25 protein-coding genes are annotated in these 19,936 nt (G+C 45.5%); 20 read left to right on the top strand and 5 right to left on the bottom strand.

The window, feature by feature from the left end:
• Positions 1–3: 3 nt before the first annotated feature.
• From GK091_RS13600 to GK091_RS13615, 4 genes are all read right to left on the bottom strand, one after another.
• Complete coding sequence (locus tag GK091_RS13600) at positions 4–918, bottom strand: hypothetical protein (RefSeq protein WP_164038856.1); 915 nt, start codon at positions 916–918, stop codon at positions 4–6.
• A gap of 69 nt (positions 919–987) precedes the next feature.
• On the bottom strand, positions 988–1,629 hold the full coding sequence (locus GK091_RS13605) for a hypothetical protein (protein WP_164038858.1): 642 nt from the start codon (positions 1,627–1,629) through the stop codon (positions 988–990).
• Between the two features lie 82 nt (positions 1,630–1,711).
• Positions 1,712–2,698 (bottom strand): DUF2806 domain-containing protein, encoded by a 987-nt coding sequence (locus GK091_RS13610; protein ID WP_164038860.1) that lies wholly within the window; start codon positions 2,696–2,698, stop codon positions 1,712–1,714.
• 37 nt (positions 2,699–2,735) lie between these two features.
• Positions 2,736–3,554 (bottom strand): S24 family peptidase, encoded by an 819-nt coding sequence (locus GK091_RS13615; RefSeq protein ID WP_164038862.1) that lies wholly within the window; start codon positions 3,552–3,554, stop codon positions 2,736–2,738.
• Between the two features lie 354 nt (positions 3,555–3,908).
• Here GK091_RS13615 and GK091_RS13620 point away from each other — a divergent pair, with 354 nt between their 5' ends.
• The 14 genes from GK091_RS13620 to GK091_RS13685 all read left to right on the top strand — a co-directional run bounded on the left by GK091_RS13620 (position 3,909) and on the right by GK091_RS13685 (position 12,325).
• Positions 3,909–4,082: a hypothetical protein gene (locus tag GK091_RS13620; RefSeq protein WP_164038864.1), complete on the top strand. Its 174-nt coding sequence runs from the start codon at positions 3,909–3,911 to the stop codon at positions 4,080–4,082.
• Positions 4,079–4,264 (top strand): hypothetical protein, encoded by a 186-nt coding sequence (locus GK091_RS13625; RefSeq protein WP_164038867.1) that lies wholly within the window; start codon positions 4,079–4,081, stop codon positions 4,262–4,264. The genes GK091_RS13620 and GK091_RS13625 overlap by 4 nt, the downstream gene beginning before the upstream one ends.
• A 213-nt stretch (positions 4,265–4,477) precedes the next feature.
• Positions 4,478–4,723 (top strand): hypothetical protein, encoded by a 246-nt coding sequence (locus GK091_RS13630; protein WP_164038870.1) that lies wholly within the window; start codon positions 4,478–4,480, stop codon positions 4,721–4,723.
• 77 nt (positions 4,724–4,800) lie between these two features.
• A complete protein-coding gene (locus tag GK091_RS13635) occupies positions 4,801–5,067 on the top strand; it encodes a hypothetical protein (protein ID WP_164038872.1) in 267 nt (88 codons plus the stop codon).
• 2 nt (positions 5,068–5,069) lie between these two features.
• The gene (locus GK091_RS13640) at positions 5,070–5,570 is read left to right on the top strand and encodes a YopX family protein (protein ID WP_164038875.1); all 501 of its coding nucleotides are present in this window, start codon (positions 5,070–5,072) and stop codon (positions 5,568–5,570) included.
• Positions 5,567–6,199, top strand: coding sequence for a hypothetical protein (locus tag GK091_RS13645; protein WP_164038878.1), 633 nt, complete (start codon positions 5,567–5,569; stop codon positions 6,197–6,199). Before GK091_RS13640 ends, GK091_RS13645 begins: the two co-directional genes overlap by 4 nt.
• A complete protein-coding gene (locus tag GK091_RS13650) occupies positions 6,196–6,642 on the top strand; it encodes a hypothetical protein (RefSeq protein ID WP_164038882.1) in 447 nt (148 codons plus the stop codon). The genes GK091_RS13645 and GK091_RS13650 overlap by 4 nt, the downstream gene beginning before the upstream one ends.
• Before the next feature lie 66 nt (positions 6,643–6,708).
• Positions 6,709–7,383, top strand: a complete 675-nt coding sequence (locus GK091_RS13655) for a hypothetical protein (RefSeq protein WP_164038885.1) — start codon at positions 6,709–6,711, stop codon at positions 7,381–7,383.
• On the top strand, positions 7,380–8,144 hold the full coding sequence (locus GK091_RS13660; protein ID WP_164038887.1) for a hypothetical protein: 765 nt from the start codon (positions 7,380–7,382) through the stop codon (positions 8,142–8,144). Before GK091_RS13655 ends, GK091_RS13660 begins: the two co-directional genes overlap by 4 nt.
• Complete coding sequence (locus GK091_RS13665) at positions 8,141–9,541, top strand: replicative DNA helicase (protein ID WP_164038890.1); 1,401 nt, start codon at positions 8,141–8,143, stop codon at positions 9,539–9,541. Before GK091_RS13660 ends, GK091_RS13665 begins: the two co-directional genes overlap by 4 nt.
• Before the next feature lie 86 nt (positions 9,542–9,627).
• A complete protein-coding gene (locus GK091_RS13670; RefSeq protein WP_164038893.1) occupies positions 9,628–10,107 on the top strand; it encodes a hypothetical protein in 480 nt (159 codons plus the stop codon).
• A gap of 13 nt (positions 10,108–10,120) precedes the next feature.
• Positions 10,121–10,669, top strand: coding sequence for a terminase small subunit (locus GK091_RS13675; RefSeq protein ID WP_164038896.1), 549 nt, complete (start codon positions 10,121–10,123; stop codon positions 10,667–10,669).
• A gap of 12 nt (positions 10,670–10,681) precedes the next feature.
• On the top strand, positions 10,682–10,825 hold the full coding sequence (locus GK091_RS13680; protein ID WP_164038900.1) for a hypothetical protein: 144 nt from the start codon (positions 10,682–10,684) through the stop codon (positions 10,823–10,825).
• A gap of 9 nt (positions 10,826–10,834) precedes the next feature.
• Positions 10,835–12,325 carry a terminase large subunit domain-containing protein gene (locus GK091_RS13685; RefSeq protein ID WP_164038904.1) on the top strand — a complete coding sequence of 497 codons (1,491 nt, stop codon included), beginning with the start codon at positions 10,835–10,837 and terminating at the stop codon, positions 12,323–12,325.
• A 1,230-nt stretch (positions 12,326–13,555) separates the two neighbouring features.
• On the opposite strand, the gene GK091_RS13690 is transcribed toward GK091_RS13685, so the two are convergent.
• The gene (locus GK091_RS13690) at positions 13,556–13,765 is read right to left on the bottom strand and encodes a hypothetical protein (RefSeq protein WP_164038905.1); all 210 of its coding nucleotides are present in this window, start codon (positions 13,763–13,765) and stop codon (positions 13,556–13,558) included.
• 294 nt (positions 13,766–14,059) lie between these two features.
• On the opposite strand from GK091_RS13690, the gene GK091_RS13695 reads away from it, so the two are divergent.
• The 6 genes from GK091_RS13695 (at position 14,060) to GK091_RS13720 (ending at position 19,928) form a co-directional block, all read left to right on the top strand.
• Positions 14,060–14,344, top strand: coding sequence for a hypothetical protein (locus GK091_RS13695; protein WP_164038911.1), 285 nt, complete (start codon positions 14,060–14,062; stop codon positions 14,342–14,344).
• A gap of 64 nt (positions 14,345–14,408) precedes the next feature.
• Positions 14,409–15,041: a hypothetical protein gene (locus GK091_RS13700; RefSeq protein WP_164038914.1), complete on the top strand. Its 633-nt coding sequence runs from the start codon at positions 14,409–14,411 to the stop codon at positions 15,039–15,041.
• A 158-nt stretch (positions 15,042–15,199) separates the two neighbouring features.
• Positions 15,200–15,622 (top strand): hypothetical protein, encoded by a 423-nt coding sequence (locus GK091_RS13705; RefSeq protein WP_164038917.1) that lies wholly within the window; start codon positions 15,200–15,202, stop codon positions 15,620–15,622.
• Positions 15,610–16,062 carry a hypothetical protein gene (locus tag GK091_RS13710; protein ID WP_164038920.1) on the top strand — a complete coding sequence of 151 codons (453 nt, stop codon included), beginning with the start codon at positions 15,610–15,612 and terminating at the stop codon, positions 16,060–16,062. Before GK091_RS13705 ends, GK091_RS13710 begins: the two co-directional genes overlap by 13 nt.
• A gap of 1 nt (position 16,063) precedes the next feature.
• The gene (locus GK091_RS13715) at positions 16,064–17,074 is read left to right on the top strand and encodes a hypothetical protein (RefSeq protein WP_164038923.1); all 1,011 of its coding nucleotides are present in this window, start codon (positions 16,064–16,066) and stop codon (positions 17,072–17,074) included.
• Positions 17,067–19,928 (top strand): hypothetical protein, encoded by a 2,862-nt coding sequence (locus GK091_RS13720; RefSeq protein ID WP_164038926.1) that lies wholly within the window; start codon positions 17,067–17,069, stop codon positions 19,926–19,928. The genes GK091_RS13715 and GK091_RS13720 overlap by 8 nt, the downstream gene beginning before the upstream one ends.
• The last annotated feature ends 8 nt before the right edge of the window (positions 19,929–19,936 follow it).

Raw genomic sequence — 19,936 nt, forward strand, 5'->3', positions numbered from 1 at the left:
TGGCTACCGTTTTTTTGTATAGTACGGATTAGGCTTTAGCTCTACCGTAACATCAGCCCCAGATTTTCTAATAGAGAAGCGTAGCGAATCATTCTCCCATGTTGAAGCAGACTCCGATGAGTCCCGAGTTGGCCCGTATTTCGCATTGAGTAACTTCAATAAACGGGAGTATGCTTCCATATCACCCTGCTTGCTGAATTCAATTTCATCAATGCTACCTTCTTTAATTCCGTAAGCCATCTCCCCAATTTCACCCGCGTACATAGATTTAGGGTAGGTTATTCGCCAATCAGTAGTTAAATCGGGCTTATGCTTCTCTACCTTCTTGAGGCTGCTTATTGGCATGCCGATCGTAAGATTCTTTATCTGGAAGGGAGGCCGAACAAAACTATACTTCGTCGAGTCCGCCTTGAACTGCGGATAAGCCGAATACAGGAGCCAGCCAAAGATGAGCAGTTTCACAAAACCCTCGCCCCTACCAATGGCCAGTTCGTTTGGTTCTAGCTCATAGACGGCCGATTTATCTTTTACGTAGCTGGATCCGGTAACCCTTGACCCGCTTTTGTAACGACCATCCTGTTTGGTGGAGTAGACTTTTTTTTTGCCATAGACTTTTGTCCGGAACAATGGGCGTACTATGGCCGGAATAAAGAAAAATGGCACTAAGAATTTCCACTCTGGATTGAACAGAATGGCTAAGATCCAGCTGATAACAAGAATGCTAACTACGAAGATGACGATATTAATCACCGAATCCGTAATGGATGGGCGATCTGGAGCCGTGGTACCGCTGGCATGTGTATCCTTACTAGTATCAACTTTATACGATAAACCGGCTATGCCAGTACCGAAAGAAATTCCAGATTTACTTATTGTTGCATTGCCTATTTTGAAACGAGGTCGGTAGCGAAATCCCATATAGTTTAAGATTAAAAATTAATAGAACTAAAAGATTATCAATTATCACAAAAGATTTTTTCATTCAGTTTATTCATAAATAAATTTATTATTTATGTAATCATACGTCCTTATAATTAATAACAAATCCTCGGCTTTCTTGTACCTTGGCATTTCAGTTTTCATACCATCTAAACTTTTAGGAACTGATTGCCTTGATACTGGACTGTCGCCTTCAAAAGTGTAATAATCTACTTTTTCAAGAAGTCCTTTATCGTACATAAACTTTGTCCAAAAATTATAAACATTTGTTACAGGCTTTAGAAAATCAAACTCTTTCCCTTTTAAGGGTTTAATCAAGACCGCTGGTCTATGAACCTGATAGATCCCCATTTCATCCTTAAAACGGCTCACAAAAAATCCTTTAAGAATGCTAGTTGAACCTTGTATTAATCTTTCTTTTCTTGAAATTTCCTTATGCTTTGTAGAATTATATACATCACCTACTATGTCAAAGTCACTACACAATGATGCTACATATTTTCTACTAAAACTATCTCCATAAAGGCTCAATAGATGATCTCTAAAATGGAATAAACTACCTGCAGATTTCATTGCAGCATCAGGAAGTTGGTTACCTCCTACTTCATTTATTGTTTTTGACAACTCGAAATACTCTTCAAAATTTGGCTTTACGGCCTGATAATAATAATCTATGTGGTCTGAGAACATCTTTAAATACGAATCAAAAATTTACTTTTTAGCAAACTAATACTTATAGTACTTCAGCAATATTGATTTATTACTAATTATATTATTCCGCAACTTGTATTAATTTAAATCTACCTATAATCCATTCGATAAATTTTTCATTATAAATAGGATTGCTTGTAATATGTAATACTTTTCTTAGTTCAATTCCTACTTGTGAAAAATTTAAAATATTGAAGTTTAAAGTCTCTTCGGGTAGTTCTTCAGTAGTCTTAAATCTTAAATTTGTATTACCTACTATTATTGGCAGTTCTAAAGTCTTTAGTGGAAATTTTAGAGTTGAATCAAACTCGTACTGAACCACCCCATAATCCTGAAGTTGAGTTAAGTTTTCATAAGATAAACCTATTTCCTTTAAGCCATTCATACCGGGCTTATCAAATGGATCCCAGATAACAAATGTCATATTATCGCTTAAACTTGGTATATTGAAGCTGACATTACAAAATGCTTGAAATATTTCTGCCGTTTTACGGTCAAGGAGTGAAAGCGTCTGAATTGTCCTAGGGCTAAATGTTCCTGGATTTCTAATTTCGCCAGCGAGTATTTTTGACAGAAAAAGCTGAACGTCCTCATTAGACTTTGTCTCAGCGATCCGAGAAAACATATCAAGCCAATCAGAGTCAATCTCTTCCGTTGAATCTTTTTCGGGCGGATTTTCTGTTAACTCTTCGATTGCCTTTTTAGTGATACTTTCCCGGTTGATTTGCTCTTTCAGAAGCTTTGAACCATAATAATTAACAGACCGGTCAATAAGTCCCTTATCTTGGCCGAATTCATTGGCCACTGCCTGTGATGCCGTTTGTCTGATTAGGCTCAAGGCCGCCGTCTCTCCTCTTAATGCCTCTGTCTTTGCTTCTAAATAAGCTACTGGCCATTCTACCAAACCTGTTATTAAACTCCCAACTGATTTCCATAGGCTTTTCTTTATGGTCGGTGGCAAGGGTATGCCATCAAGTGTAGAAAGCACATCTGATGTGGTGATTTTCGATAAATCGAACGAAGAATCGTTGGGTATTTCCTCAGCCATTGACAAAGCGTTTAGGTGTGGTTAGGTATTGATAAAACTATCTGCGATTCCAGTCCCGATCTATTTTCCTAATGTAGTACAGCTCATACACTTCACTAAGACTTACCTGGAAATCTGGATATTCATTCTTATCAGGATTGACCGATGCACAGGTTATTATACCCTCCTGAATGTCGTGTTTTATAACCCGCTTAATGATCAGGCCATCATGGGTTACGATTACATAATCAGTTCCACCGTTTATAAATAGCTTGTGTCTCCAAAGATCAGGCTCGACAAACCGACCAATGGCTATATCTCCATGACAAATTGCGTCACGACTCCTATCATCCATACTATCTCCCCACACTTCAAATGCCCTGAATCTACCTTTTTCATTTTTCGGTAAAACGATATTATATCTGGGCAATTCAACTACATACTCAGGATCTTTCCATCCACGAGCGTAGCTAGCATACGCATACTCAGGAACCAAGGGCATGGACATCAAGACCATTCCATTATCTAAATCCCGATACTCATTGTCGGATTGATTTTTCGTTATCTCCGTTTCATCAACCAGATCAACCGGTATGGCCTCATTTCCGACTCTGGTTATATAATCACGTACAGCGTTGCCAGTACGAGGCACCGCGTCGTCATCTCTCGATAGTATTAAATCATTGGGATTTGAAAGGTATTCAGGCTTAAGCTTTAAGGCCTTTTGTATTCCTGTCCAGTGCTTAGTTCTATTAATGACTCCAAACTTCAATATAAGATCTAGGGTAACACGGCTCATCTGAGCCTCTTTAGCAAACCCACTCTTAGTCCATCCTAAGTCTATTATTTCCTGTAGTTTTTTCTCATCAATACGCATTGAATATCAAGACTTTATACATAATATGTACATATTGTAAATTTTTTTACAAAATAGATTTGTACAATATGTACAACTTGTACATATTTGTGGCATGATAACGGCACAAATCTAGCACGATATGAGCACAGAACAAGTAAAGGGCACACGAACGGGGGAAACATTGAACGAACGGTTAAAAAGAGCTTACAAAGGGGTTTCACCTAACCTACGACAAATTGCCAAAGCTGACTTTGCTGCCTTCCACCGGATACACCCTGACACCTTTATTAAAAAGTGTAATGGTGCCTGCGTTGCCACTGAACAGGAATGTGAATGGATGGAAGACTGGAGACCCAAGCCGGTTCAAGCATAATGTCACACCCCTTCACAATCATCAAGGGTGGTCAATCCGATCCTAAGCCACCACCCAAAAAGTTTGCCACCTTCGATAACCGGCGGGTTCTCATTGACCGCATTATGGCAAAGCACATGGCTGATCGGGATAAAGCAGTCCGAAAACTAAAAGCTAAACACGGAATCAAATGAGCGGTAAATCCACGAAGGCAGCCAAACGGGAGCTGGCCAAACATGCACTTCTTCCAAAGGGAGACGCGAATCATAACCGTCGAATACTCCGGTTAGCCAGAAACAAAGGCATTACCATTGAAAATGCCATCAGTATGTACGCAAACGGTTTGGGTTACAAGTCAACCGTCAATCCAAAATGAAAGCCCTACGCTACGGGCTGAAGGGCTGGTTTAACCGCTACCCTGGCCACTTCTTTTTGTTGGTCATATTACTCGGCACGCTCCTATTCTGGTCACCACTCTGGTGGTCATGGTTCAACTGACTTCATGGAAGGTCTTCTTTTTATTGTGTTTGTTTTGCTGCTCTTAGTCTGGGCTCTGAGCAAGCCTATCAATTCTAACCAATCCAGGTCTATGTTTAAGTTAGGTCAAAAGCTCCGTTGCAAGGTCACCGGCTTCGAAGGCATTGCCATTGTTAAATGTGAGTACATCAATGGCTGCGTGCAGTACTGTCTGAAACCTCCGGCAAAGGATGGTAAGATGCTGGAAGGGGAATACGTCGATCAGCAGCAGCTGGAGATAATCGACGAGGGCATCAGTAACGTGATCACCGCGAAAGAAACCGGCGGTATCATGCCCGATATGCCGAAGTACCGGTAAGACTCATTCGCCATAAAAGACAAAACCCCGAGCAAGGTGCCGGGGCTAGTGCAGTTCATATTTTACATCATAAAGGTATGTCAAATTCTGAAGTCATCAAAACGGATGGTATTCACTGGGATCCAAATTCTGTCCTGAACAGCCCACCATCAGCCATTAGTCAGTTTACTACCGAACTGTCAGCACTCATGAAACGCCACGGCATTGATCAGCACGTAGTGGTCTATACGCTCTTACCGAACGGATCAGTACTAAGCTTCACCAGCGACTATGCGCTCGTCGAAGCGCATAGTCTTATCACGGCGCGTGTTCATCAGATTAAATCCAGCCAAACCAATTCCTAGCCATGCGATCAATAAAGAAGTTTCGCGTTTGGCACGCTCCATCGCGTCGGATGTATTTTCATGAACTAGTCGCGCTGACGGCAGAATCAATAGCCCTACTGGACGGAACGGTATTGCCGATGTCGGAATGTGAGCTGGTTCAGAATACGGGTAAACGGGATCGTGAACAAACGGACTTGTATGAAGGCGATATCGTGCTGTATCACTATCAGAATGAGGATCACAGTGAAAGCTACGCCTGTTACTATGTAGCCGAATTTCAGGATGGTTCGTTTGGTTTGCGCTCCGGATTCGGTAAGGATGAAGACGATTTCAATCCCTTCAATGAGATCCGGGTTACTGAAATCATTGTTGGCAACTGCTTTCAACATCCGGACTTACTGGATCTGGTCAATCAGAGTAAAAACTTCTCCGGCCTCGATGAGATCAGGGCGTTGGGCCTACCCTACCAGTCGGTTAAAAATCAACAGATCCAAAAACTCCTTAGCCAGCCTGCGTTATGAAAAAAATAAAATGGACAGAAGAGCGCCTTACTTACCTGGTAGAAAATTATCAGCACCGTACCGACGTTCAGATAGCTACCGAAATCGGTCTCGCAAAAGGAGCAGTTAAGGCTAAACGGTACGCGTTAGGCTTGCACAGCTACCACAAGAACGGCCGGAAATCGTACAGATGGACTCCCGAGCAGGAAGCTTACCTGCTGGAGCAAAGTAAGACCCAGCCAATCAAATTGATTGCCAAGGAGCTAGGCTTTACATATGGTGCCACCGTCGAACGTTTGCTTAAACTTCGGCATGCCGACGATCGGGCGTTGGCAAAGGTCGGTTCGTACACGGCACAGGAAATAGCTTATATAAAAGCGAATTTCTATACCAAAACGCTTAACCAGATTGGCAAGGAGTTGGGCCGTACCAAAGTAAGTATATACCATAAAGCGCGTGGTCTGGGGTTACATCGAACCGACGAGAACCGATCTCAAATTACGCAAACCCCTACGAGCTTTACCGATCGGCAGATAGCCCGGTATCTGGCTTCTTCAAAGCTTGAGTTGCAGCAAGAGCTGTTAAGATACCCCGAGTTGATTGATCTGAAAAGAAAACAGTACGTATTAAACCGCACCCTAAAAGCATGAAAGCAGTAACCATTCGTCTCGAAGAACGCCTTCAATCCATGAAAGGCCAAACCTTCTTATACAAAACGTTCCCGACGGTTATAATCACCTATAACTTCGACGGAGACTACTGCACGGTCGCTACCGATCGGCAGTGGATCACCCGCCCCGTCTCCGAGTTAATTAAGTTGCTGGATGACTTTCTTCCCTGTGAAGAGGATGAGCAGGAAGTATACCCGGCCCGTATACCGCAGGAGACGTTCGAAGTACCAAAGATCGAAATGACGCAGCGGTTTACCAGTCTGGCCGATATCGTGATGGAGAACATTACCAAGGTCAAACAGGACAGTGCTTACGTTGCCCAGGCGCAGGTCATCAATAATTCAGTCAATATGATCATTAAAATGGCACAAACTGAAATTGAGGCTGTGAAAACCGTACACGAAATCATTCAACATCGATAAATCACCGGTCCGTAGTTCATTGCTACGGACCTTTTTACCTAAACCAATCAAATTTAACGGTGATCAATGAAGCATCTGCCTATCGTTTTGCCACCACATAAGCTTGAGTCGATTCTGGACGGGCGGGCTACGCAGTTACGCGTCCCACTCGATCCACAACCGGCTAAGCACCTGACGGATTTTTATCCACCCAGTCAATACCGTAAAGGTTTTGAGTTCTACGTATACCATCCACCGTTCGAGCAATCGACCAGTAAAGAGGCTGTTCGAAAGTATCCCGAAGTGCATTGTCCCTACGGCAAACGGGGTGACCTTTTATACGTTCAGGAAGAGTGGAGCACGATCGGTGCTACCAGTCAGGATCTGATTCTAAAGGCCACCACCATGCCTGGTATCTTCTCGGATCAGCATAAAAACAAACCCTGGCAGCCGCCGAATACAATGCCAAAGAAGGTCGCCCGTTTGTGGCTCAAGGTTACCGATGTCGGTATCGAGCGGGCCCAGTCGATCGATAAGCCCGGCGCTTTGTGTGAAGGGCCAACCCCATTACCGGCGTGTAATATTGCCGGGTTTGCTCCCGCGTACGTCAATCATTACGCGGATGGCAATTTCTTTTGTCTGGGCTCGACAGTTGCCTTTAAGCAATGGTTCATGGCTGTCTATGGCCGTGAGTTCTACGACCGCAACCCCTGGGTCTGGGTTGTCACGTTTACCCGTACTGACTCACCACTTAAATTATGACTGGCTACGAGCTAACAAAAGTCTTCTGGATGATAAGCGACGAAAATGAGGCTATGCAATTAAAATGCACAGGCAATCATCTAGCGCTTTATACATGGATATGCGAATTGAGGAATCAAGTTCAGACCTATTCGCCGAATCGCGAATTGATGGATTTGCCGACTAAGTATACGATGGACCGCTCCTTTATTGGCTCGGACAAGACACTTAAAAACTGTATTGATGACCTGGCTGAATGGGGTATCATTGAGATCATTTCCCGGTCTCAGGGAAGTGTAACCAAAATAAAGCTGGCTATCGCATATTTACGGAAGATGTACGGAAGTGATGCGGAAGATGAACGGATGTCGAACGGAAGTGCTACGGATGAAGTGCGGACAACTAAAACAGTAAAAACTATACAAACTAATAAAACAAAGAAAACAAATAAGGGTGTTGTTGATTTTTCCTTTCCATCCTTTGCTACCGATGCGTTCAAACTGGTCTGGTCACAGCTAATCGGTCAGCCGAAATGGAAAGGCAAGTCAGCCGAGGCACTTCAAAAGTCGCTTGACAAACTGGCCAAATACGATGAGGCATTTTGTGTCCAGCAGATGAATGAAGCCATCGAAAACAATTGGCAGGGTGTCGTTTTTCCCAAACGTGGTACGCTGCCGAGCACCGACGAACTGTGGCTGGAGTGGCAAGCTACCTTAACCGGACAGAAACAGGTCAAGCAATCAACGACTAAACGTCCCACTGCACCGGGTCAAACGCGATGAATCACGAATTAATGGCCAATCACCTGGTCAACGTCGACGAGCCACTGGAAGCCATGGTCCTGGGTTCAGTCATCAATTTTCCCAAGTTGGCCAGTACGATGGTTCAATACATCAAGAAACCGGTGGTATTTTACAACCGGCAGCATCAGGCCGTGTACCAAGCGATTGTATCGCTCTATCAGGAGGGGGAACCGATTGATCTGGTAATCATCAACCGGTGGCTTCGGGCCAACAAGGCAGAGGAAACAATCGATGCTGTATTTCTAACTGAATTAACCGGCCAGGGCAATCTTAATTCAATTTACAGGCATTGTAATTTATTATTCCAGCTGGCCATCAAACGGTACCTGGCATCATACGGTGCCGACTTACGGCGCTTGTCATTGGAGGCCGATACGGATCCGCTTAAGCTGCTCAGTACGCTGGCCGGGAATATTGATTCGATTTTGGGAAATCTTGCGTCGATGCAGGAAAAAACGGCGAACGACTACATGAATGAAGTCTTCACCGATATCATCGAAAAACAGGACGGCCGTAAAAAAGGGATTCTTTTCGACGTCAAAGAACTCGACGAACGAACGGGCGGGTTTGCTCCCGGCAATTATATCGTCCTGGCCGCTGGTACGGGCATGGGAAAAACCGGGTTTATGATTCACGCCATTCGTCATCAATGTCTGATCGAGAAGAACCCGATTGGAGTCGTTACGCTTGAAATGAGCGGAGCCGAGTACATGGCCCGGTTGATAGCCGCTGAAACGGATTACTCTAATTCGGAATTGAATCGAGCAATGTCAGTCGATGTGAGCACGCTTTATCAACGTACGGGTCGGTTAGTGGACATGCCCCTGCACATTCATGATAAGCCCGTTGAATCGATCGAGCTTCAGTATATCATCCGGGAATGGGTTCGGCGAAAAAAGGTCAAGATGGTTGTCATCGATTACATCCAGCTGGTTGAGGATCCACGGTATCCTAACGCGCGGGACCGGGTATCCGCTATGAGTCGAGCCTTGAAGAATTTAGCCCGGGAATTAGGTATCGTTATCGTTGCCGTTTCGCAAATGAGCCGTGATTGGGAAAAGCGAAAAGAATTCGACAAACGCCCCCAGTTGTCAGACCTGAAAGAAACCAGCCAGCTGGAGCAGGACGGGAACGCGGTTCTGTTTCTATTTCGTCCTTTCAAATATGGACTTCAATACGAAGATGGTTCAGCCGATGAACACACCATGGAACTGCACGCCCTGAAACTTCGGGGAGCCAGAGCAACGGATCGGGATGACCCCTGGCTTTTGGATTATGATGGAGCCTGTAATCGACTGGCTAGGTTCGCATCGTTGCGGTATGGAACGCTTACACCAATAGCTGATATCAACGAAAATCGAGAGCCCAATTTCTAAATTAAGAGAACAACCACTAAATCAATGCGTTTTGCCATTCCGTCGAATTAGCTACATTGTAGCCCTATTCTAAACCCTAATTAAACATGGAAGGACAAAGTTTACGAGTCGAATACACAATGAAGGTATCGGACATCCTACATAACAATCACCGGAGCCTACCTAATGGTTGGACTCTCTATGTTGAGATGACTGATAATGATCAGTACCATAAGGCAAAAGAAATTTATAAAGGATATGAACACTTTGATGATTTCGAGGGTGAAGTTGATAGCGTCCTTAATGCCTTGGAAGCTATAATTAATGTCTTTGGCTTGCCAAGTGCTGGTGATGGGTTCATGACCGACGATGTTATGAACTACTTTGTTCGTTCAAGGCGGTTCATTCCGACAGACAAGGCGATTTTTATTTGTTTCATGGCTGATGATGGCGCTTTTGAGATAACTATGGAGTTCGGTGAAGAGAATGAGCATCATACAGATGAAGAGTTTGAAGAGGACTTTGAGGACGATGATGATGAGTCAAATACGCTACCTCGTGCCCCTATTGATCCACGTTTAAATTAATTAACTTCGGGGCATGGCAGCTCCTTACGGAAACTTATACGGACTTGGCAATCATAGTGCCGGTCGACCACCCTTATACTCCGACCCCGCAGCTTTTCAAGCTAAGGTGCTGGAGTATTTTGTTTGGTGTGAAGGCGAATCACATATCGAATCAAAGACTGTTCGTCGAAAGCGGAAAGATCCCGAATCCGGAAAGAATAAAATGGTCGACGTCGAGGAAGATCAGCTGATCTGGGATCGTAATCCCGAACGGCCGACCTGGACTAGACTTGCCTTGTATCTTGGTTTCGAATCGCGTAAATCACTTCACGATTATTCGAAGAAGGAAGCATTTAGTTACCCGATAAAAAGGGCGCTAATGGTGATTGAATCGCTTTACGAAGAGGGTTTGTGGTCATCGTCTCCAGCTGGAGTCATCTTCGCATTGAAGAATCTGGGATGGGTTGATAAAACCGAAGTTGCGCATTCAGGTGAGGTGAAAACGAACGGTTTTATCGGTAAGACTGATGAAGAGTTACGAGCTGAACTGGCTAAATTGAAAAAGCAAAAAGGTAAACAGTAAGATCATTAACTAATGAACTACAGAGACTTACTAAAAAAGTACATGGAAGGCGTACTGAATGTTGAAGGGGTAGCTTTTATTGGGGAAGGGCCAGCTCTATCAGAAGCCGAAGAAGCGGCACTCAATGAAATACTAGATGAAATCTGTTCTGAATAAGCAAAATTGATGGACGTTGATCTATTCGAAGACGAAGAACTTGATATCGAGATTGAACTACGGGTTCGTGAGTTAGCCAGGCGCAACTACCTGGACTACATTCAATACGTAAACAATCGGTATGATGCGCAGGACTTTCACACTGTCATTGCGGATCATCTGCAACGATTCGCTGAAGGCAAGATCAAACGACTGATGGTCACGTGCCCCCCTCAGCATGGCAAATCTGAATTGTCGACCCGTAACCTGCCCCCCTACCTGTTTGGTCGAAATCCCAACTATCGGCTCGGTGTACTCTCTTTCTCGGCATCCAAGGCCCATAAGTTCAGTCGTGAGATCCAGCAGAATATCGAATCCGACAAATACAAAGTCTTATTCCCCGATTCCCGGCTGGCAACGCATAAAGATGTTTTAGCCAAACGCACCGAGCAGGAATTTGATATTGTCGGCAAGCGAGGTAACCTAAAGGCCGTTGGTCGCAATGGTCCACTGACTGGGGATCCGCTCGATATCATCATACTCGATGACTTGTTCAAGGGCGCTGATGAGGCCAAAGCACCCAAGATTCGGGAAAAGACATGGTCTGACTGGATCGTACCGGTTGTCGAATCCCGGATGCACAATAAGAGTCAAATGCTGTACGTGACCACCCGGTGGCACGAAGACGATCCGGCCGGCCGGTTCCTGCACCGTGACGGCATCTATTCCAAGAGCAATCCGAACGGGTGGGTACTGCTCAACTTTGCAGCACTTCGCACGAAGGATGTGCTCAGCTATGATAAACGTAAAGAAGGCGAAGCACTCTGGCCGGCGCAGCACAGTAAAGAACGAATGCTGACGATCAAGAAAGATAGCTCAGGTACGTTTGAAGCGTTGTACCAGGGTGATCCGAAACCATCGGAAGAATCAGTCATCTTTAATGATTGGATTGAGATCGATGAGTTTCCCGAAGTATATGACGAGCACTTCGTCGGACTTGACTTCGGTTACTCGAACGACCCGACAGCTGCTACTCACATTGCCATTACTGGTCGCATCATCTACCTCGATGAGCTCTTTTACGAAACGGATCTAACCAATCCGGACATACTTGATCTGTATCTACTCACTGGCATATCTCCCGAGGTGCAGGTTATCTGTGACGGTGCTGAACCCAAATCGATCGAAGAGCTGAAGCGTGGCCACTACAAACCGGGGGGTGTCAAAGTGCCAGGCATTAACGCCAAGGCCTGCGTTAAAGGACCAGGCTCGATCAATGCCGGCATCACGAAGCTAAAGGAGTATACGGTCTTCTACACCAAACGCAGCCTGAACATTAAGGCCGAAAAGAATAACTATGCCTGGGTGATGATGGGTGGTAAGGCAACCAATGAACCGATCGGTGAATGGAATCACGCCATCGATGGCATCCGATCGGCAGTCTTCACCCAGAAATCAAAGCCACAGGGCGGTACCAGTCGAGTTAAAACCTACCAAGCGAAGTCAGGACGGGCTTATTAACTAAAGTTTTTAAACCGGAGTCAAACCGTGGTACTGAGGAATCATATACCACTAAGTGTCAGAAAGTGCCGGAAAGTGTCACACCAATAGCTACCTACTTTTCATTGAGTTAGGTAGCTTTTACATTTGTTGAGGCTTCCACATTCTTATTCTTACAAACGATCCGTCCGCGATTGTGCAAATAGCTATACTGATTCAGAAGTGTTTTGGCCTATATAGTACACTCTATAATTGAGGCCATTACATTTACAATCAACCAACAAAATGAAAAAATGATCACTCATAAATAGCAAAACAAATGCTTATTCAAGCAGAAACTGAATAGCTCTACATGGAAATTATTTTCAGGAAAAAGTAACCTTAGTTAGGTTTTTCTGAAAATGATTGACCATATTTTTGATGGAGCAAACAAAACCATAGGGGATTATCAGCTACGGACCAAAAGGGGAGTCACAAACATATTTATGAATGGTAGCTTTGACCTAATGCTTAAGTCTGAACAGTATACAGGAGAATTTTTACTGGTAAGACCTAACAACGTTCCTGTTCTGGGTGGAACCAAGTGGCTAACTTTCCTGATGAAACGGGACTTTATTACTATTGATCGTCCGTTTTAATGACTAGTATCGGACAGATTTGGTCAATAATTACTATTTTTTTCAATCTTCTAACTATTCAACTTTGCCCAATAGGAAAAAGCAAATAGTTCCCAAACGGCTATAGCACGAGTTCACTCTTTGCGTAAACATAACAATTGACAGTAAGCATCAATTTACCTTTGTCTGTCCCCGAAGGACAGAGATGAAAACAAAAAATGAAAATAAAACGAAGAAGGCGAAGCTACGAGCTTCGCCCCCTCAGAAGCCGCCCTTCTGAGACGCCTTCCCGTAAGAATCGGAACCCGATCGACCTTGGACAGTTAGTAGGGTACGCGATTCAAATTCTGATCGTCTTTTTGGAGTATTGGTTAAACCACTAACTCATCAGGACAACCCTTGTTAAAGTAACGAAGTGGTATTCCAGTACTACTTCGTTACTTTTTCTCTTTCCAACTTATTACAAAGTACACCAATCTATCTTGAACTAGCAAATCTGCATTTTAAGCCATCATTCAGGACTATGGCCTTTTGAGGCACTGGTCGCATGAAATTCTAACAGTCTAAACCAAGACGATCCTATTAGAAAACTACGCATATAATTTGTTGTAGTATCGTCATGATTAATAATTTTTTATTCCAAGGTGAAAGGTGAGTTAGGAGCTTCTTTGGCCAGTTCTAATTCATCAACTGGCAACCATGCTGGTTCTGCTTCGAAAGGGTTAGAAACTTGAGCCATTTTGCCATCATCGCTCATATTAACTACCTCCCCTTGCAGCTGTACACTTCCTCTTACTCCAAATGTTGGATGCTTAACTTTAGCGCCCTCTGTAATTAATCCCATGTTTACTCGATTTTAAATTAGACCTAACAGGTTTAGTAAAGAAAGAAGCCACCAATTCTTACTACAACTTCGCTAATTTAGGGAAAATTAATATCCGGAAATTTGTCTAACTTTATCAGACAACTATCTTTCATTGGCATACATGACTTCTGATTCAACCGCACCCTTAACGATTCAGCTAGGAGCCGCTTGAATTAGTATCGTCTTCTCAACCGTTAAGCTGGTGAGTAATAACAAAAACAAACCTTAAATATTTTATCTGATCTTTAAAGAGAACAACCCTACACGTAGCTAATGGAAAGCGGAATTGACTACATGGTCTATACTGGAGATGATTTCGACATCCTATCGAAATCAATCCCGGAAAATAGTTTCGAGAAAATTTATACATATAGTCTTGAAGAGGTTCTAAATGATATGGGAAGACAATCTTCAGACATTTCAGATAACAACATGTGGGAGACTATAGCTAAAGCTCCTAATGAGACCGATAGCAGTTTGAGCAAAGCATTTAAAATAGAGGTATCATTTGATCCATTAAGAGGCGAAATGGAAGTTCGCTACCATTTGCCACTTTAGTGAATATTCAGTTTGTCCAAACAACTTAATGAAGCGGTTTAGAGCAGATAAATTAGGTTTCAGTATGCCTGAATCATGGGCTGAGGTGTCACTGGGTCAGTTTCTTACCCTATCCGATCCACAGGCGCCTAAAGATTCACTGTTCATAATTAGCACACTATCAGGCTTGTCCATTGATGAACTACGGGGTGCCGTTGCTTATGATCTGGATGAAGTGGTACTCTCTCACCTGGCCTTTATCTGGACTGCTCCAGCTATTTCTTCAACGCCACCGGAGTTTTTAACCATCAATGATCAACGTGTTGGTTTTCCGGATGACCTTGGAACTGAAGTAACGCTCGGTCAGATGGTCGATGTTCGTCACGTGATCCGTGGCCGGCAGTCGAAGAAGGAACCAGTCGAACCGGTAGTTATGGCATCGACAGTATTGCCCGTTTTTCTTTGGGGCAAGATGCGCACCGACAAATACGTCAACCGGCAAAAAGCCACCGAGCAGCTATGGGAATCGATTCAAACTATTAGTTGTCTGGATGGCCTGGCAGCGTCCGCTTTTTTTTTGCGCAATTCATTGAAACTGTCACCTTCTGGAAGAGTCAGCGTGCAGGCTTGGACGAACCCGACGAGTTTGAAAGGATGGCTGCTGCGCTTACGCCAAAGCTGGAAGTCTTCGACGATCAGTACACCTCAACTCGATTAGCAAGCCTATTCAACATTCCTTTCACTAAGGTTCGAGACCTCAACTACGATCAGGCCATGTACATGCTGGCGGCTGAGAGCGTAAAATCCGCGTACCTCAAACGGGTACAATCCCTCCGCAGCAAGTCCAAAAAATAGAGCGGCTGTAACTTGCCCTGTATGCTGGATAAGTTACAGGACATGGCCGCGGGCTTCAATATGGTCTTTGGTTACGGCCAATTGGAAGACCTTATCAATCTTGCCCAAAACTTCACTGGCGATCCACAGCCGTACCTTCTTTGGCACGAGGGCTACTTCTTAGCTGACTGGAACCTCGACGGTCAGGGAGCACTCGAATATCGGCATCGTCTTGTTCTGGATGTATGCACCCCATCAAAATTTGCGGATGATCCCACGGCACGACGATCACACCTGCTTGGTCTGGAGATCGAAGCGCAGCGGGTATTCAAGGCTCTTACCAAACTCGGTGAAGCCAGTGGCACCCGCGTTGAACTGGGTTTGAACCTGACCCCTCGTAACCTCGATGCCATCAAAATAACACTCACCCTTTTAACGCCGGCCGTATCCTTATGTCGCTTATAACGATCGGAGAAGCCCTTGACGAAAAGGGTGATGAGTTTATTGAGGCCGTTGTTGTTGGTCAGCAGCGACGAGGTATGCGGGCCAGTGGTCGTTCAGCGGCTTCACTTCGAAAAGAAGTCAGTCAGTCCGGTCATATTCATACGCTCCGGATACTGGGTAAAGCTTACTTCTACCAGCAGCAAAACGGACGTCGGCCGAGCAACAAGAAGCCGTCGCGTGCCATGGTCGAATCGCTCAGGGAGTGGATCAAGATCCGCGGCCTTGGCATCCCCCCCTACGCCCTGGCCATGAAGATTCAGCGGGATGGGATCAAGGTGCCAAACAGGTTCAATTCGGGTGGCGTGCTGGATCCACTGAAGCCCGATCGGGTGCGGAGTATCCTCAAACCGTTTATTCGGCCAATACTTATCGAATCGGCTAAATCCACATTCTTCAAATAAGATGTTTCCACTCAGCAACCATTTTAATTTAACTGTCCTTCGCCCGAATGGTAGCGGCGTTGAAGGGGCACAGGTGCGTTTGCTCGATGCTGAAGGAAATGACATAACGGCCAGCGTTTGGGGTACAGCTGAGCTATACACCGATAGCTACGGCGTGTTTGAAGCACCTATCATCAATGGGTCAATACCCGCCGATTCAACACCATTTACCTTTCAGGTTATCGCGAAAGGCTTTGCACCCTGGTCATTTGATACAGTTGGTTTTGCTATTTACATCGGCACGTTTACGGCCAGCCTGGAGCTAATTGCCAGCCTGTCAAACTATGTCATTACCGAGCCACCAGCTGGACCGCTGTCTTCAATGGTGCCAATTGTTTGCTCGGTACGCTCACCCAATGATTTCGACTGGGAATTCATTGTTGCCACCGTCACGCATCCGAATGGTTCCAGTTCGAAGATGCGGGCACCCGTCGACAAGGCCACCAAGCAGGCAACCTTCGATGTTCGCAACCGGGTACAGCTTGGCCTTAAGCCGATCCTGGTCCCACTCGATCAGCTAAGCGTACCGGACACCGAGTTCTCAACGGTCATTGACGTAACGTTTAGCTCAGTGACTGAAGAAGGCGAAACGGCCATCACCGGAACATTCAAACGACTTGTTGCGGCCAGCTTGCCACCGGAAGGTAAATACACACTAGCAGACTACACGAGTCCGGTTGGTCGGCTATGGATGGTACCAGCATCACCCCCCATCGTTTTTCGTGGCTACTACCGGGATATTATGGTGTGGCTGCCAGTGGCTTCACAGCCTGGCTATCAATTGAACGTGACCTATTACAACGCAGCCAATCAGCTAATCAATTCGTTCACGAGCGCTCTGACCGACAGCAACTACATCCAGCGAATTCGGATTGACACTAATCCGGCTGCCAACGTGGCCAAGGTCATATTTACAATTACCTCGGGTCAAGATTCGATCATGCAACCTTTAACCGTACTGTACCGTGATTAACAAACTAAAAAACTTAATCGACCGGGCAACGCAGGTTAAAAACGAAGTTGTTGATGCCGCGAATACGGCGCTTCGAATCGGACTGCTCCTTATTGACCTGATTAAATACGGTGTATCTGAGTTTGATCCTGATGCTGTTTACGAAGCTGATCAATGGGTCATTCATGATGGCGTACTAGCCAAGTGTTTGATCAATACCAATGTTGGCGAATCTCCCATCTCAACCCCGAACAAGTGGTCTAAGAAACTTGTCACTGACCGGGCGCAGGCAACCCTTTCCAATCACTTACCTATTGCCGCATCAGTCGTGGTAAAGCTGATTAATGAGATTCAGCAAAACGGCGGCATTCCAAACGCGTCAACAACACAACGGGGTGCCGCCAGACAGGCCACAGATCTGGAAGCAAAACTGGGTGTAAACAATGACTCATACATTACCCCCAAGCAGAACAACGCTCGGTTCGCTGCCTTCTACGCGGACTACGGAACAATAGCAATTGATAAGTTTGGTGAAGCTTCGACCAATCAGGCTAAAATTAATCTGTTGAAATGGCTACTTGAGGCGGCAAAGGAAGATGTGGCTATCCAAACGTTGATGTGTGCCTTCCTGTCCAAATGCGGAAGTACGCCAGATCCAGATCCGGACCCGGAGATCACCGTTACCTATATAGCAGACAATATCATCTATTGGTCGCTAATTGAGCCCACCGCTCCCGACTACCACGGTTCTTTGGACGGGGTAAACTGTGATCAGATCTCGGGCTGGATAGCTGATCGAAACAACCCCGATACGCCCGCTTACGTTCGAATATTTATCAATGGTATTCTGGCAGCTACCGTTCGAGCGACTATCGGCGGCCGTGATGATGTAAGTACAGATTTGCAGGTCACTAATACGACCGGCCATATCTATGGTTTTATTTACTCAGTGCCCAATCAGTTCAAAAATGGGGGACCGATTTCGGTTGAGATTAAGCCTGTTTCAGGGACCAATGCCATGCGGCTTTCGCCTAAGACGTCCCAGTACGCCTGTTTGGATCAGAGCAACCTGATTGATATTTCGCAGGGTAAAAGCGTAACCGCTCCCGATTCGGGTTTTGGAAACGTCTGGGTAGCTGACCACCTTACAGATGGCGACCCCGACTCAGCCTACACGACGCCTTGTGTAGCGGTTAACGATCCAGTCTCTATCATCATCGATCACGGTGGTACGGCCATACCACAGCAGGTTAAGATCGTTCCCAATAACTTTTCAGATGGGGCTGACTGGTTACCCTTCGATTACCAGATACTTGGTTCACTCGATGGCTCATTCTATTTCGTGCTGGCTACGGTCACTAATCAGCAGCGCACCACGGATGAAATTGTTATTCCTCTGGAGCGTGATCTAGCGGGGAATTACCGCTCATTGCGGTACGGCAAATTAGTCACGTCGAAAAACTCCAACGTTGGTGGAGCCTGTAATTACGTGCGGTTCAATGAAATTAAGTTCATGGCTCCGAGCCTGACCGACCAAGGGGGCAATCCGCCTGCGCGTCAACCGAAACGGATCGACATACTTGGCGATCTGGGAATGAACGAAGGCAAATCAACTGCGCAAAAGGTCTGGATGATTTATTCCAGCGGTGATCCGGAAGATATTACGGCCGTTGCCAATAAAAACACCGGCAATGACTTCTCGCTCACCTGGGCCAGCGATGGCACCTTAACAGCTGCAGTCAATGCAACGGCCGGTGATACCAGAGGGGCAACGCTATCGGCGTCGTATCTTGGTTTGACTGGCACGAAGGTTATCCAGATTTACGATGCCTCCATCGTGGTTTACGTCAAGTCCTATCGCATCGATAAGCGCGAAGGGCCGCTGCACATACCTGAAGGTGGCGTGGGGACATATCGAGTTGTTGGCACGCGTTCAGATAACACAGAATTTCAATATGTTGATTCTGGTTCGTATACGATCAACAAACCGTATCCTGACAACATGTCGGCCGTAACCGGTGCTGAAGCAGTTGGAACGGTTAGCTTACCCAATGGTCGGATAACGGGCGATTTGAACGTTGTACTTCGTTTCACTTTCCCCAATGGTACGTTTGTTGAGCGGGTGCTACCTCTTGTCAATATGCCCGACACAGCTATTTTCGACCATTACGCAATCGTAGGAGCTACTGAAAATGTGGAAGGTGGTACAGATCAGGATTACTCAGTTGATGCAGTATTCAACGACAATTCCCGGCAACCCTATACCGATACAATGGGCTCCTTCAGTCTGAAGCAGCCCTATCCGCCAGGCGTTACGCTGACTGCGCTACCTAATACCAGGGCGCGAATTCACACGCCAGCCGATAGCATTACGGCCGACGTGCCTGGTACGCTTTATTTCACTTTCGCTAACGGAGCTGTCATCGAATTTCCTATTGTCTTTAAAAATGTGGCCAGCCAAACCGTGCCGTTGACGATCGCAAAAGTGACGGTATTCCACCCGACAGGCTGGCACTCGGTGCTACCCTCATCGGGCACAGTATCGGAGAATCTGGTCATTCTGGTTCGGATCGAGGGCACAAATGCGGCTAACGCGGATGTTCGGTCCAGGTATTCGCAATCCCGTAATGATGCCACGTTTGGGGGTCCGATGACTAAGCTTGATTACAGTCTGAATAATCAGAATGGTAACACGTTGCCCCCAGGCTACACGCACTACACCTTTTACAATGATGAGGATTTCAGTAATACAGTCAGGGCGCTTAATGTTTTCCCGGTTAAGCTACAAGCTGTTGCAGGCTCTGAAGTGCAGCCACACTACTTACCTCAGGCCAGTGCCCCCGATTACACTACCGTTCAAATTTACCCAGTCTAGAAAAGTCT

The organism is Spirosoma agri, assembly GCF_010747415.1.
In the GTDB taxonomy this organism is placed as follows: domain Bacteria; phylum Bacteroidota; class Bacteroidia; order Cytophagales; family Spirosomataceae; genus Spirosoma; species Spirosoma agri.